12 protein-coding genes are annotated in these 14,663 nt (G+C 33.9%); 6 read left to right on the top strand and 6 right to left on the bottom strand.

The features are described from left to right. The first annotated feature begins 3 nt into the window (after window positions 1-3). Together BKH45_RS02730 and BKH45_RS02725 are read left to right on the top strand one after the other, a co-directional pair. Window positions 4-966 carry a KpsF/GutQ family sugar-phosphate isomerase gene (locus tag BKH45_RS02730; RefSeq protein WP_095273942.1) on the top strand — a complete coding sequence of 321 codons (963 nt, stop codon included), beginning with the start codon at window positions 4-6 and terminating at the stop codon, window positions 964-966. Between the two features lie 8 nt (window positions 967-974). Further along, on the top strand, window positions 975-1,214 hold the full coding sequence (locus tag BKH45_RS02725; protein ID WP_095273941.1) for a DUF2443 family protein: 240 nt from the start codon (window positions 975-977) through the stop codon (window positions 1,212-1,214). A gap of 16 nt (window positions 1,215-1,230) precedes the next feature. Here BKH45_RS02725 and BKH45_RS02720 read toward each other — a convergent pair whose 3' ends face one another. The 6 genes from BKH45_RS02720 to BKH45_RS02695 all read right to left on the bottom strand — a co-directional run bounded on the left by BKH45_RS02720 (window position 1,231) and on the right by BKH45_RS02695 (window position 10,679). Then, a complete protein-coding gene (locus BKH45_RS02720) occupies window positions 1,231-2,643 on the bottom strand; it encodes an efflux transporter outer membrane subunit (RefSeq protein ID WP_095273940.1) in 1,413 nt (470 codons plus the stop codon). Window positions 2,644-2,646: 3 nt separating this feature from the next. After that, on the bottom strand, window positions 2,647-3,708 hold the full coding sequence (locus BKH45_RS02715; protein ID WP_095273939.1) for an HlyD family secretion protein: 1,062 nt from the start codon (window positions 3,706-3,708) through the stop codon (window positions 2,647-2,649). A gap of 33 nt (window positions 3,709-3,741) precedes the next feature. Further along, entirely contained in the window at window positions 3,742-5,406 is a 1,665-nt protein-coding gene (locus tag BKH45_RS02710) for an MFS transporter (RefSeq protein WP_095273938.1), read from the bottom strand. 523 nt (window positions 5,407-5,929) lie between these two features. Continuing rightward, window positions 5,930-6,973, bottom strand: a complete 1,044-nt coding sequence (locus tag BKH45_RS02705; protein ID WP_095273937.1) for an MraY family glycosyltransferase — start codon at window positions 6,971-6,973, stop codon at window positions 5,930-5,932. A 65-nt stretch (window positions 6,974-7,038) separates the two neighbouring features. After that, window positions 7,039-8,100 (bottom strand): cytochrome c peroxidase, encoded by a 1,062-nt coding sequence (locus BKH45_RS02700; RefSeq protein ID WP_257874481.1) that lies wholly within the window; start codon window positions 8,098-8,100, stop codon window positions 7,039-7,041. Beyond that, window positions 8,097-10,679 carry a TonB-dependent receptor plug domain-containing protein gene (locus BKH45_RS02695; RefSeq protein WP_095273936.1) on the bottom strand — a complete coding sequence of 861 codons (2,583 nt, stop codon included), beginning with the start codon at window positions 10,677-10,679 and terminating at the stop codon, window positions 8,097-8,099. The genes BKH45_RS02700 and BKH45_RS02695 overlap by 4 nt, the downstream gene beginning before the upstream one ends. A gap of 151 nt (window positions 10,680-10,830) precedes the next feature. Here BKH45_RS02695 and BKH45_RS02690 point away from each other — a divergent pair, with 151 nt between their 5' ends. The 4 genes from BKH45_RS02690 to BKH45_RS02675 all read left to right on the top strand — a co-directional run bounded on the left by BKH45_RS02690 (window position 10,831) and on the right by BKH45_RS02675 (window position 14,656). Beyond that, window positions 10,831-11,412 (top strand): phosphatase PAP2 family protein, encoded by a 582-nt coding sequence (locus BKH45_RS02690; RefSeq protein ID WP_257874480.1) that lies wholly within the window; start codon window positions 10,831-10,833, stop codon window positions 11,410-11,412. Between the two features lie 169 nt (window positions 11,413-11,581). After that, window positions 11,582-13,267, top strand: a complete 1,686-nt coding sequence (locus tag BKH45_RS02685) for a methyl-accepting chemotaxis protein (protein WP_095273934.1) — start codon at window positions 11,582-11,584, stop codon at window positions 13,265-13,267. After that, entirely contained in the window at window positions 13,264-13,827 is a 564-nt protein-coding gene (locus BKH45_RS02680) for a CheB methylesterase domain-containing protein (RefSeq protein ID WP_095273933.1), read from the top strand. Before BKH45_RS02685 ends, BKH45_RS02680 begins: the two co-directional genes overlap by 4 nt. Beyond that, window positions 13,817-14,656, top strand: coding sequence for a protein-glutamate O-methyltransferase CheR (locus BKH45_RS02675; protein ID WP_095273932.1), 840 nt, complete (start codon window positions 13,817-13,819; stop codon window positions 14,654-14,656). The genes BKH45_RS02680 and BKH45_RS02675 overlap by 11 nt, the downstream gene beginning before the upstream one ends. Window positions 14,657-14,663 lie beyond the last annotated feature (7 nt).

Here is a 14,663-nt window from a genome sequence, read left to right as displayed (position 1 = left end):
TGTATGGATTTTGCTAATATTGCCAAAGAAGTGCTTGAAATCGAAGCAAGAGAGTTGAATCAAGCTGCTATAAAATCTAAAGATATTTTATGGCATGAAATAATTGATTTGATTATGGGAGCAAAAGGAAAATTGATTGTTTGTGGAGTAGGTAAAAGTGGGTTAATAGGCGCTAAGATCGCAGCTACATTTGCAAGTACAGGCACACCAAGTTTTTTTTTGCATCCAACAGAGGCTATGCATGGTGATTTGGGTATGGTGGGCAAGGAAGATGTTATTCTTGCTATTAGCTATAGTGGAGAAAGCCAAGAATTGATTGCTATTATGTCTCACCTAAAGAGACTCAGCAGAGGGATTATTACGATGAGTAAAAATGCCAAAAGTTCTGTTTCAAAAATGGGCGATTATTTTATTCCTATTCCTATTTCTCAAGAGGCATGTCCTTTAAATGCTGCTCCTACAAGCTCGACTACTTTAACGCTTGCATTAGGAGATGCTTTGGCAGTTTGTTTGATGAAAAAAAGAGGTTTCAAAGAAGGGGATTTTGCTTCATTTCATCCTGGAGGAAGTTTGGGTAAAAGGCTTTTTGTAAAGGTTAAAGATTTGATGCAAACAGAAAATCTTCCTATTATAAGCCCCGATATAACACTTAAAGAAGCTATTATTAAAATGAGTGAAGCAAGATTGGGAAATGCTATTCTTGCTGAAAATGATAAGCTTGTGGGCGTGCTTAGTGATGGGGATTTGCGAAGAGCGATGATGAAAAAAGACTTTAGTCTGGAGTATCCGGTAAAAAATTATGCTTCAATGAATCCAAAATATTGTGAAAATTCTGACTGGTTGGCTGTAGAAACACTCAAATATATTGAAAAAAATAAAATACAATTTCTTGTAATTACTGATACCAACAAAACCATACAAGGTGCTATCCATTTGCATGCCCTTATTAGTGCGGGGATTCGGTAGGAAGTAAGATGTTTGAAAAAATAGATGAAATTTTTAGAAATATTGAATCTATTCGAGATGAGATTCAAATTTTATTGAATATGGCAAAAATTACTCTAGTTGATTATATTATGATTAAAAGAGGCTCTCAAGATATGCCCCAAGATCTTAATATGTCTTTGTTTTATCAAATTAATGACCAAATTGATGCACTCAAAAAACAAATTGATGCACTTAATAAATTAAAAAGGGAATTATTGGTATTTTAATATTTGGTAATATTTATCATTTCTTTTTGTTATTTTTACTTGGTATTTTAACTTCTTCTGTCTTAAACCCACTTCCAAGCGCCTGATAAAGATTGATAAGAGATTCAAGATAAGATGTTTTGAGATTAATAATTTGTTCTTCAAGTCCTAACAAAGAGTGTTTTGCCCCTATAACTTCAAGATAAGAAGAATATCCGTCGGTATATCGATTTTTTGCATAATCAAGAGTTTGAATTGCTGCTTGGTATTCTGCATTTAGGGAAATTTGTTGGTGTTTTAACCATTCTATGCCGGCTTGTGTATTTTTGATTTCTTTATAAGCATTTAAGACGATTTTTTTGTAAGTATAGGCAGCCTCATCTCTTTTGGCATTTGCTATAGCAAATTCTCCTTTAAGTTTATTCCCTTCAAATAAAGGGGTTAGGATACTGACACCTATTGCGCCTGTTGCAAGTCCTCCGGAAATACCGAGAAAATTAGAAAAAAGAGCCCCCCCAATATTAGCAACCAGATTAAAATCAGGCAAAAAGTTTTTTCTAGCTTTTGCAAGGGTAGCGCTACTCGCAGCCAATTCAAATTCAGCATAAGCAATATCGGGTCTGTTTCTTAGAATTGAAGAAGGTATTTTTTTAGGAAGAGAAGGTTCTTTTAGCATTTTAAGGCTTTGGGTTATTCTCAAATGGCTTGCTTGAATACCTGTAAGCTCTTCCATGGCATTTTGTGCTTTTGTGATGGCAAGTTGGGTTGGGGATATTTTGGCTTTTGCAGCTTCATATTGAATGCTTGCTTGGAGCTTGTCATATTCGCTAATATAGCCTACATTTGTTTTGCTTTGAGCAATTTCTAATTCTATTTTGCGGACTTTGAGAATATCTTTAAGTAGTGCCAGATGATCATTGAGGGCAACTAAATTAATATAAGTTTTTGCCACAGTCGCATCAATGGATAATTTTGCGCCATAGCTTTGTGCAATAATGGCTTGAGTTTGATACAGTTTGCTTTTGCGCTCATTTGTATTTTTGCCAAATATGTCAAAATTATAAGCAATATTAAGTGTGGGGTCTATCATTCCAATAGGGGTTGTAAATCCAAAAATAGGTGTCAGCATGTTTTGAGTGTATTGAGGACTCATATTTAGTGTGAAACTTGGAAATAAAGTGGATTTAGCAATTTTTAAAGCCCCCATAGCAGCTTGTATGCGTGTTTTTGAAATTTGAATATCGCTATTGTAATTGCGTGCTTTTTGAATTAAAAATAATAAATTTTCATCATTAAAATTTTTCCACCAATTTTTGTTTATTTCTTCATTTGCTTTACCATCAAGTTTGATTGTTATTTCACTATCTTTAGGTAATTCAGGAATTTTTGGCATACACCCACAGAGTAAAAATCCTATTCCTATTGCCCAGTAAAAATGATGATATTTCATCCGTTAATCCTTTTTTGTGTGGATAGTAACCACGACACTCATTCCGGGTTTTAAATCCTGTGCATGGGGATTATCGTCATTTATTTTGATACGCACAGGGATTCTTTGGACAACTTTGATGAAGTTTCCTGTAGCGTTATTGACTTTTATGGCGCTAAATTCACTTCCTGTAGCGGGCGATATTTTTTCTATCGTTCCTTGAAGAATGCTCCCCCCTAGTGCATCAACACTAAAAGTAGCTTTTTGACCTATACGGACATTTTTCATTTTGGTTTCTTTGAGGTTGGCTTGTATCCATCTCAGTTTGGGGACCAAAAAAACAATAGGCGTTCCTTGGGAAAGAAATTGTCCAAGTCTTGTCCCTATTTCACCAAGTTTTCCATCAATAGGAGCTTTGATAAGCGAATAATCTAAATCAATTTTAGCAAGTTCCAAAAGCGCATCCGCACGCTTGACTTCTGCTTCAAGGGCAGATTTATTGACCTGATATGCCTTTAATTCTTCTAATGCTTTGTGATATTGCGCTTGGGATTGTATAAGTGCATATTTTGCTTTCTTTAGATCTGTTTGGGTGTCTTCATATTCTCTTGCACTGACAGAGCCTTTTTTGACAAGTTTTGCTACACGTGAATTTTGGCTTGCTGCATTCTCAAGAGTTGCTTCATTGGTAGCAATGATTGCTTTTTGTTCATCAACATTGGCTTGACGCAATTGGTAATTTTGATCGTAGCTTGCAAGTGCAGCTTGGGCAATTTGTAAATTTGCTTGGGCTTCATTGACTTTTTGGACAAAGATCCTTTTATCGATTTGCAAAATAGGATCACCTTGTTTGACAACACTATAATCCTTGACATATATTTGTGTAACATAGCCACTTACTCTGGGTGAAATAAGTGTTGTTTTAGACTCGACATAAGCATCATTGGTGCTTACAACATTTCTAAAAAAGGGAGGTAATTCCCATGCATATAAAATAGCTAAGACTCCAAAAATAGCAATGATACCTGTAGAAATACTTACTATTAAACTTGGTTTTTTAGGTGTCCAAGATTTTAGAAATGGCATATAAAATCCTTTCGTGTTGAATCATGCAATGATTTATTGTTCTTTATCAATATGAAGACCTTCTTTTTGCATTTGTTCTAAAAGAGTTTTTGTTTTGAGATTGGCAACTACATTTCTGCGTCCAATAATTTTGAGTTCACGATCAATAGGGGTAGCTCTTAAAAATACATAATATAGCCAATGGAGCGCAAGCAAAATAAAAATTCCAAATCCTACCCATCCAACTGTAAAAAACAAATCGCCATAAGCAAGTACCCCGGCTTCTTTTATAAGCCGGGCTGAAAGATTTGTGGAATTTTGTACTATTGCCATTGTGTCCGGCGATCGGTTGATGAGGTTTTGAAGATGTTCAAGAGTACGGAATTTTATAAAATAACCAATCAATGCAGAGCCCAATAAGCCAAAGACACTTTGTGAAAAACTAAATATTCCAATAAAAGTCAATACATATCCTGTTCCCCTAGGCATGGCAATAGCCATTCCTTCTGCAAACAAAGGACCTATAAAGATAACACTTGCAGCAGCGATGACAAATTGTGAAAGGTACAAATGACTGGGCATGATAAAAAGAGAAAGATTTGTAGAAGCAAAAGAACCTGTTATGAGCATGGCAAAAGAAAGAACCAAAAGCAAAGAAATACGTTTATAACTCATAATAGCTATACAAAATATCCCTCCAAATAATGCTCCAAGGGTAATGATTCCATAATAATGCACCAATTGATAATCTGTATAGCCCAAGACATCCCGAAACAATCCTGTTGCCCCTGTTGTTTGCTCGGCTAAACACATACGAGCAAAAGCACCTGCAAGCGCAAGTTTAATCACTTGAAATGAACCTACAAAAGAGAAATTAATGAGTGGTTTTTTTCGATTGATTTCTATGATAAAAAAAGATATTAGGCAAATAAGCCCTATACATAAACCATAGGCTATCCATGCCTGGTTCCACCAAACAATATTTCCAATACTAAAAATCAAACAAAAAATTGCTGTCCCACTTGCATAAAGAGCAATAGAGGGAATATCTTTTTTTGAAAAAGACTTGCCTATTTGAGAAGGAGGCAATTCTATTGCCAAGTAAGCGCCCAATACAAAAAGAGTCGTTCCAACATCAATAAATACAGTCATATGCGCATTCTCATTAAGCATCAAATAGGGTTCAAGCCATCTTGCAGCCGGAGAACCTACTTGCATTAAGCCAACACTTACGCACATAGCCAGATATTTTTTGGAAGTAGGGAGCATCTGTAGAGCAAAATAAGCACAAAGTGTAGAAAGCCCACTCCCTACAAGTCCATTTAAAAGACGGCTGGTAGCAGCAACATAAAATGTATCATGAAACATTTGTAACCCATGTGCTGTTAGTAAAATCGCCATTACAATACCAAAAAATATTTTCATGCCAAAATGCTGGCGCATTTTAAAAAGCACTACACTTGTCCAAGCATACCCCATATAATAACAAGAAGTAATAATAGCTCCTTGTGTAGGAGTGATTCCTAAAAAGCCTTGGATCTCATTAATATTAGCAATAGTAAGATTATTTTGCAATCCCCCGGCCATGAGAGCAACAAACCAACCTATAGCATAAATAAGTCGTATTTTAGAGGGCAATTCAGGGCGACCTACAGCTCCCCAAAAAAAAGGCATTTCATTGGGTTTGAGTATATTGTTTAAATTTTGTGTTCGAGGCATTATTTATCCTCGCTATTAAAGATTGCAATAAGTTGATTATGTGGCATATTTTTAGATGATAATAAAGAGACAATATTTTCTAGAAGACGATCTTTCATCATTTTTCCATTCTGTAATTCTGCGGCGTGATTTTAAATATTTTAAGGAAGCTGATTGCTTGTTATCATAAGGGTTTTCATTGCATAAACCCTTTATATTTTTATGCTTATTATAACTTTTTTTGCTAAATCTTTATATAACTTATCAATATTTTCTCTAATAAATTTAGTTTTTAATAGATTTTAAAAAAATATTATTTTATATAAATATAATTAAAATTATTTAAGCCAATCCCAATTTTTACTTTGTAGTAATAGTTTTTGCCAAACAAGGTTTTAGAGTTTTGGTGAGTTTTCCGGGATAATTGCAGAATTTTGAGTGCAGATTATTTCTGTTGCAGAGATTAGAATTATGAATGCCAAGATTATAAGATTGAAAAAAGAATAAATAAAATTATCTAATAATAAGAAATAACTTTAATAGATTAAAAAAATTTAAATTTCACTAAACGACGATAAATAATCATATAGATTATGATAAATACGATGCAGATTCCCATAAGAACCCATGCTCTGTGCATAAAAATAACACCAAGGATCATAAATGGAAGATTAAAAAGCCAAATTATTGCAGAACTCAAGGGATTATTCTTAAAAACTCTTTTATGCAAAAGCATATGCAAATGCATTCTATCAGGTTGCATAGGGGATAGATTGCGTTTGATTTTTCTACGATAAATTGAAAATAGCACTTCCCACACAGGATAAATCATTATCGTCAATCCAAACCATGTTGATACATAAGTGTTTTTTTGAGTTAGCACAGATAAAAGAATTGCGAGGATAAAACCTAACATGTATGCCCCCCCATCGCCTAGAAAAATTTTTCCTTTTGGGAAATTAAGTATAATAAATCCCATGACCCCACCTGCTCCAATAATACTGGCAAGGAGGATAAAATCTGCTTTTACAATAAAGCCGGCTATGCCAATAGCTGTAAATGCCATGATGCAAATACCTCCTGCCAGTCCATTGAGTCCATCAATAATATTAATAGCATTGCAGACCCCTATAATTCCAAAAAGACTAAAAGCAATTCCAAGAAAATAAGGTAATTTTATGATTGGAGATAAATCAGTGATGACTGCCCCGACTCCAAAAATCCCTATACATACGCCTAAAAGCTGTATTAAAAGTCTGGTTTTAGGGCTAAGAGATGCTGAGAAGTCTTCTGATAATCCACTGATAAAAACGATTGTAAATGCTATGAAAAAGTATAGATTCAAACTCAAATAATCTCCGGCAAAAAATATAAGACAAAAAGCTAAAAAAATACCTACACCTCCGGCTCTGGAAGTATGGGCAATGTGGATTCTTTGAGGTTTGTTGCTATCGGCTTTATCTATGAAGATATGAAATTTTTTTGACAAAAATTTCATGCTTATCACGCCTATTAGTGAAATTAAAAATGAAATTGAAAATAGCAATAAAATATTACTTAATATTGCAGGATTTTTAAAAATTTCCATTTTTTGCCTTTTAAATATCGCATTTTAGCAAAATATTGATAAAAATTATTTTTTAAATTTTTGGGCTAAAGGGTTTTAAGAAATGCTTCTATAGCTTTAATTTCATCAGGATTGAGATTGAGTTTTTGAAGCAGGGGTGATGTTTTTGGAAAAAAAAGATTATTTTGGTTGGGGAGGGGTTTGGGGTGAAACATTCCTGCATTATAGGCATTTAAGATGCCCCTTATTGTAGGGAATAATCCATTGTGCATATAGGGTGATGTTCTAGAGATTTGTCTTAAGGAAGGTGTTTTAAACGATCCGATATCTTGAGGATTTTTTGTTACTTCATATCTTCCTAAATCTTCATATTTTCTTCCATAATAAGTGAGACCTAAATTATGATATTTTTGATCACTCAAACTAATGCCATAGTGGCAATTCATACATCTTGCTTTGGTTCGAAAGAGATGTAATCCCCATATTTCTTCATCATTGAGAGCATTTTTTGATCCTTGCAAAAATTGATCAAAACGTGTGGGATTTGGTAAAAGTGTCCTTTCGTAGGTGGCAATAGCTTGAGTAATTGCTTGGAGAGTGATAGTGGGTTTGCCAAAGACGGCTTGAAATTCTTTTTGATATTTAGGCATATGATTGAGTCTTTGAAGCAATAAATCAAGATTTAAAGCCATTTCTTTGGGGTCTTTGATAGGAAATAGCACTTGTTCTTCAAGATTTTTAGCTCTCCCATCCCGGAGTTTTTCTTTACCAAAGCCACTCATGATTAAGCTTGGTGATTTTCTTTTTCCTTTTTGATGGTTGTGCCCATAAGAGACTTTTTTATTATCACTATAAGCAAATTCTTTTTTATGGCAATTTGCACAAGAAATTTGTCCTGATAATGACAAAATAGGATCGTTGAATAATTTTTCCCCTAATTGTGCTTTTGATTTTGTGTAGGGGTTATCTTTCGGAAATGGTGGTATTTTGGGCAATGGTGCGAGTTCTTCATAAATAATATAGGTATCAACAAATGGTTTTTCCCAATACTGAGAAGGTTTTTGATACATTTCTTTAATTTTATTAATGTCATTTGGCAATCCATAAACAGTGTATGCGCTTAGAATAATACAAATAAGGCATTTCAAAATTCATATCCCATTTCTATCCAAAAAGATCGTCCGGTTTCATAGGTGGGGATAGATGTAGTAGTGCCATCTTTGGCACGCACAACACTTGCTTGAGCAATATTGATATTATCCAAAAGATTAAAAACGTCCAGATTGAGGAATAAAGTATTTTTACTCCCTAATTTTGCTTTGACTCCCATTCGCGTATCCCAATTAAAAGCGTTATGAAAATCAAAAGTTTTATATTCATCTATATTCTTCCCATCTTCCAAGGGTTTTTTTCCAATAGAAACAATAGCCTGATAACCGGAGCGATAGCGTAAAAAATTTGTCCAAGTAAATAAAAAGTTTAGAATTTTAAATTGGCTGATAGTGGTGAGTCTGCCTGTCCAGGGTTTGTTAAAATTATTTGCGGGGAGGAGAGCATATTTGATTATTTTATTGTCAAATAAAATATCAGAGTCTTGATATTGAATCGTATTGAGAGCACTTTGATAATCATTATAGCCTCTTTTAACACTGCTATAATCGAGAGCAAAAAGAACAGAATGGAGAGTGTTAAGAAATTTTAGCGGTTTAAAATTTGAAATGCTTAGAGTAAAAATATCTGATCGGGTTTGACCTTTATTCAAATATGTATAATAAAGAGTGCTTTTAGAACCTGAGCCATAGTTTGGATCAGCAGGAAGTTTGGCTGTGAGACTATTGACACGAATAATCTCATCTTTGCCTTCTCTATGGACATATTTAAAACTACTTTCTAAATACCAGAATTTTTGAGCAATACCCCCAACATATTCATCATTATAGGGAACTTTGAGTTTTTGAAATTTTGTGTTATTTTTGTAGGTCGTAAGAGCGCCATTTCTCCAATCTTGCGTAGCTTTGGTTCGCAGATAGCTTTCTTGGAGTGCGCTTCTGCCATCATAGAGGGCATAAGCAAAAAGATTGCGTCCATAATATCTGTTGTAGCCTAGAATAATATTAGTGTGATGATTGGCTAGCACATCGTAACGCAAAGCTATTCTTGGGGCAAGGGTAAGTTTTTGCATATAAGTGTCTCCATCTAGCCTTATCCCCACTCGAAGATGCATTCTCCATAGAGTCATGTCATCTTCTAAATACGCACCATAGGCAAAATTATCTAAATTAATTTTACCTTTTTGGTAAAGGCTAATAAGTTTAAAAAATTGCCCATAATTATTGTCAGAATAAGTTTTTGTTTTTGGATTATAAGCATATGCAGGAGCATTGGAGCAAAATTCTGATTCTGCACAAATATCACTTAGGCTTGCTATAGTACTCAATGAAGATGCGCTAAAGGTATCTTGAAGCCTTTGATAATAGGCATTTGTGTAATTTAAGTCTATTCCCGTTGAGATATTGTGAGAAGTTTTGTATAAATTAAATTCTTCAAAATCAAGATAGGATTTAAAATCAAGTTTTCTTTGGATTTCATCAATGTTTCCCCAACCCCCTTCAGCGCTGCTTTGTTTTGGGTCTCCGGAATAGTTTTTTTCACTTGAGTAATACCAGCTTCTATAGACGTTCTCTAGGCTTCTTCTGGAATTTGTTAAATTGCTAAAATTAATAGAATTACCAAACTCTGCCCATTTGAATTGATAGGTTGTTTTGAGATTTGCCAAAAGTCCTCCTGAGAGAATAGAGAATTCTGAATTTTTAGAACTCTGGATAAAATAGTGATTATCTTGGGGAGAATACGAAATATTTGCTTGTATATAAAGATCTTGCATGGGATTGTAATATGCTTTGAGGTAATAGTTAGAAATATTTCTATAATTATCTTTATAAAGTTTATCAACCGGATGGGTATAAGCGGGTCTATAACCTTTTAAGGGAATGTTTGCATAGGTATTTGAAAAGCTTCCAAAAAGTCCAAAATTTTTCGTAATATACATAGAAGCCTGTGCGCGAATGATTTGCTTCGAAAATTCCGGTTGCGCATTTTGGGTGTAAGATTCTAGAAAATCTTCTTGTTGGGAAGGATAAATATGATATTTTGTTTGTGCAGAACCGGTGGTTTGATAGGAAATTTTTGTTTGAAAATCTTTAGAGGGCGATTTGGTGCGCATATCTACTACCCCACCTTCAAATCCTCCATATTTGGCAGAAATATTACTATCATAAACATTGATTGTATCAATATTTGAAGAATCAATTGCAATTCCTTGAGAACGTCCCGGAATATTTGTAATGCTATTGGGATTATTGGAGACGGGATCAAGATCATTGTTGATGTTTATCCCATCAATGCTAAAGAGATTTTGATAATAAAGCCCTCCATTGATAGAAATATTTACAGGATCAATTTCTCCCGGAATTTTGGAACTTTGTTGGGTATTGCTAAACTGAACATTAGGATTGATTTTTAAAAGACTGGTGATATCGCCATTTCCTGAGGGAAACTCTTCAATAAATTTTTTATCTATACTTCCTCCTCCCCCTAAATTATAAGTATCTACTTTGTTGCCTAACACAGTAATTGGAGGTAAATAATAATATTTTGATAAAATTTTAGTATCTTTAGTTTCCGAAAAACTAAATAATAAACCAATTAATAAAAAATACTTATTCATTTTATAAAATCCTTAATTATATTTTTATATTAATAATAATTATCATAATGATTTCTAGCTTTATATTTTATTAAAATAACATGCCATTTAAAAAATGAAATCAGTTTTTATCAGGATTTTTTATATAATTTTGTATAACAAAGGAATGAAGATGAAAAAATGGATACTAGCCGGAATATTTTTTTGGACAATTACAACAGGGCAAATAGTAGCAAAAGATAATTTTGAGCGGTTTGGTGATGTATTTAGATTGTTGCCTGTATTTGTAGGAGTTGTTTCTTTGGGGATGGAAGATTATCGTGGTTTTGGTGAGCTTGCTTTGGGGAGTTTGGTTACTCAAGGCGTGATAGAAGGTATCAAATGGGGATTTTATGCTGCTCATAAAAATGGACATAATATCGCCTTTGCAAAACGACCTTGTTGTGAAGATTACAAAGGGATGCCCAGTGGGCATGCGGGAGGGGCATTTAGCGCAGCCGGTTTTGTATTTTATCGATATGGTTGGAAGCCTGCTATCCCTGTGATTGTGTTGGCAGCCCTTACAGATGCCTCAAGAGTTTATGCCAGAAAGCATAGCGTTTGGCAGGTACTTGTAGGGAGTGCAATTGGTTGGGGATTTGCATGGTTTTTTACAAGCAAGTATAAGCCTAAAAATTGGGTGATTACCCCTGATGTTGATTTTGATATACAAGGCAATGCAACTTATAATGTAAGGGTTGCTTATCGTTTTTAATTTTTGGAATATCTATTTTTAATTTTATATAAAGTTTTAGATTGATAGTGAATTTAGTGTATATTTATTATGCTCATTAATTTAATTTTTTAGAATGTTTTTATTTAAATATAGCTAATATGTTGTCTGATTTTCTCTTTTGAAATTAATTTAAGTCTAAGGAGTATTTATGACAATAGCTTCGCGTATATTGAGTATATTATTTGTATCAATGATATTGGTAACAGCGATTATTGTTTTTAGTTCTTTTCGTCTGAATGATGAAGTTGAAAGTTTTTTGATAGAAAAACTTGATAAAACTGCTATTGATGAGAGAAAGCAACAATTAAAAGATGCTTATGATATTATTGACCAGGCTACACATGTCATGTATCAAGCTTATGCGAGAGATGGGAGAATAGGGTATTTAGAAAAAGATATTATACAAATATTACAAAGCGTTAATGATAGTAAAAATACAACTTATCCTTTAATTATTAAATCTAACGGAATAGTTTTGTTTGATCCAATCAACCCGGAGATGCAAGGTAAAAACGCTATTAGTGCTGTGTCTGTTGATGGTATTGCCTATATTAAAGGGTTTATTGAGGCGGCAAAAAAAGGTGGAGGGTTTATTGAATACAAGATGCCTAAGGTTGCCGGAGGAGTGCCGGAGAAAAAAATTGCCTATGCTCAAATTGATAGAGATGCCGGTTATATTGTTGTCATAACAGCTTATGTTGGCGATATCAAAGCATCTATACAAAAAGTTCAAGATGAAATTGGTCAAAAAATTGATAACGGTTCTATAAAATTCCTTATTATTGCTATAGTTGTTGTGTTAGTTATTATTTTGGCTTCTTTCTTCTATATCCGCCATAGTATTATTAATCCCCTCAAGAGTCTCATTGTGCGAGCGAGAAATCTTTCTGGCGGAGATGGCGATCTTACCGGGAAGCTTGAAATTAAAGGGAAAGATGAGGTAGCCCAAGCAAGTGCTGCTATTAATGACTTTATTGAAAAAGTAAGGGTGTTGATTGTGGAAGCCAAACAGCTCTCCAGTGAAAATTCATCTATAGCCCATGAGTTAAGCTCTACTTCATTGCAAACCGGAAATAGAGTAGAGGAATCTACTAATATTGTCGCAAATGTAACGGGAAAAAGCAAGTCTATAAAAGATGAAATGGATGTATCCATAGGGGTTGCTCAGGATAGCAAAAGAGATTTGCAAGAAGCTAGAGAACATGTGCAAACTGCAAATGAAGCTATTGAGAATCTTTCTAATCAGATTGTTGCATCTGCAAAAACAGAATCAGAGCTTGCTATCAAGATAGAGCGTCTCAGCAAAAATGCCGATGATGTTAAATCTATTCTTTATATTATTGATGATATTGCCGATCAGACTAATTTGTTAGCGCTTAATGCGGCTATTGAGGCGGCACGGGCAGGCGAACATGGAAGAGGTTTTGCTGTTGTGGCTGATGAGGTAAGAAACTTAGCAGAAAGAACGCAAAAAAGTTTAACTGAAATTAATTCAACCATCAATGTGATTGTTCAAGAAATATCAGATGTTAGCGGACAAATGAATGAAAATTCTCAAAAAATTGAGGAACTTACTCATATTTCCAGTGAAGTCCAAAATAAAATTGTAAGCATGAATAAGATCATGAGTGGAGCAATCGCAACAGCTGACAAGACAGTTGATAATTATATTGATACCGGAAAGGGTATTGAAAGTGTTATTCAAGGAGTTTCAGGGATTAATGATATTTCTACAGAAAATGCAAGGAGTGTTGAAGAAATTGCAAGCGTAGCTGAACATCTTAATAAAATGACTGAAATTCTTAACAATAAATTAGCAGAGTTTAAGACTTGAAAACTTCCAAGCTTGTATTGATAGGGGCTTCTACGGGAGGTCCGGGACATCTTAACAAACTTTTAAGGGGTATCCCCAATCAAGGGATACCTATCGTGATAGCTCAACATATGAATACAGTGTTTATTCCCTATTTTGTTGCACAATTTGGACGCGAAATGAATATGGAAGTCATTGAAATTTCACAAAAACAATATTTGAGTGGGGGTATTTTTATTTGTGATAAAACTTCTGCCTTAATGCCCGAATCTCCTCTTGCAATAGCTCCACAAGAAATACAAAGTATTTATAACCCCAATATTAATGTCTTATTTCAATCCGGTGTTAATGTTTGTAGTTTTACAAATATTTTAGCCATACTTTTAACAGGGATTGGAGATGATGGAGCACAAGGATTGTGGGAACTCTATAAGGCAGGCGCAACATGTATGGCTGAGAGTGAAGCAAGTGCAATTGTCTATGGAATGCCAAAAAAAGCTAAAGAAATCAATCCTAACTTGAATATTTTGCATTTAGATGATATTAAAGCAAGGCTAGAGAGATTTTTGTATGTTTTTTAGAAAAAAAGAAAAAGAAATTACCAAAGATAAAAAATCAATTCCAACTCCCTTGCCGGATGATGAATCAGGTTTAATTGAATTCATTGATACAATTAAAAAAACTTCAGGAGTTGATTTAAGACCCAAACAAGAAGTTATCAAAGAAAGATTGGGAAATTTTGCACAAGTTCATCATATCAGCAGTTTCAAGGCGCTTAATGACAAAATTTTAAGCGATCATCTCCTAAGACAAGAGACTCTGAATCTTATCACAGTGAATGAAACTTATTTCTATAGAGAATTGCTTCAACTTGAAGGAGCAATAGGCTTTGCTAAAACTTTACAAAAAAACATTCGAATTCTTTCAGCCCCATGTTCAAGTGGAGAAGAAGTTTATTCAATTGGAATGCTTGCCTATGAAATGGGTTTAAATTTAAATCAAATTAAAATTTATGGGATTGATATTAATTCTGATGCAATTGAAAAAAGCCTGCAAGGTCTTTACTCTTCAAGGTCTTTACATCGTTTAAATGATAATCTCAAAAGCAAGTTTTTTGACGTAGTCGGCAATGATTTTAAGATAAAAAAAAGATTATTACCTGAATGCGAATTTAGACAGATGAATATTTTTGATGAAAACTTTTTAAATCTGGGTACTTTTGATATTGTGTTTTCACGGAATATGATGATTTATTTTGATGCCACTTATCGTCTCAAAACAATTCAAAGGTTTCATAAAATCTTAAATACTCATGGGAGACTTTATGTTGGGCATGCAGATTTGATCCCAAATACAGATCTTTTCAATAAGAACATGGCAGATCGTATTATCTATTACCAAAAACTTTAGGGATCAA

Source organism: Helicobacter sp. 11S03491-1, from assembly GCF_002272835.1.
Lineage (GTDB): Bacteria > Campylobacterota > Campylobacteria > Campylobacterales > Helicobacteraceae > Helicobacter_J.
Note: the sequence above shows the minus strand (reverse complement) of the source record. Positions and strands in the feature narration are given on the sequence as shown.

Excerpts from the sequence above, each read along its gene's own strand:
- BKH45_RS02730 (WP_095273942.1), top strand. The coding sequence starts at position 4 with ATGGATTTTGCTAATATTGCCAAAGAAGTGCTTGAAATCGAAGCAAGA.
- BKH45_RS02725 (WP_095273941.1), top strand. The coding sequence starts at position 975 with ATGTTTGAAAAAATAGATGAAATTTTTAGAAATATTGAATCTATTCGA.
- BKH45_RS02720 (WP_095273940.1), bottom strand. The coding sequence starts at position 2,643 with ATGAAATATCATCATTTTTACTGGGCAATAGGAATAGGATTTTTACTC.
- BKH45_RS02715 (WP_095273939.1), bottom strand. The coding sequence starts at position 3,708 with ATGCCATTTCTAAAATCTTGGACACCTAAAAAACCAAGTTTAATAGTA.
- BKH45_RS02710 (WP_095273938.1), bottom strand. The coding sequence starts at position 5,406 with ATGCCTCGAACACAAAATTTAAACAATATACTCAAACCCAATGAAATG.
- BKH45_RS02705 (WP_095273937.1), bottom strand. The coding sequence starts at position 6,973 with ATGGAAATTTTTAAAAATCCTGCAATATTAAGTAATATTTTATTGCTA.
- BKH45_RS02695 (WP_095273936.1), bottom strand. The coding sequence starts at position 10,679 with ATGAATAAGTATTTTTTATTAATTGGTTTATTATTTAGTTTTTCGGAA.
- BKH45_RS02690 (WP_257874480.1), top strand. The coding sequence starts at position 10,831 with ATGAAAAAATGGATACTAGCCGGAATATTTTTTTGGACAATTACAACA.
- BKH45_RS02685 (WP_095273934.1), top strand. The coding sequence starts at position 11,582 with ATGACAATAGCTTCGCGTATATTGAGTATATTATTTGTATCAATGATA.
- BKH45_RS02675 (WP_095273932.1), top strand. The coding sequence starts at position 13,817 with ATGTTTTTTAGAAAAAAAGAAAAAGAAATTACCAAAGATAAAAAATCA.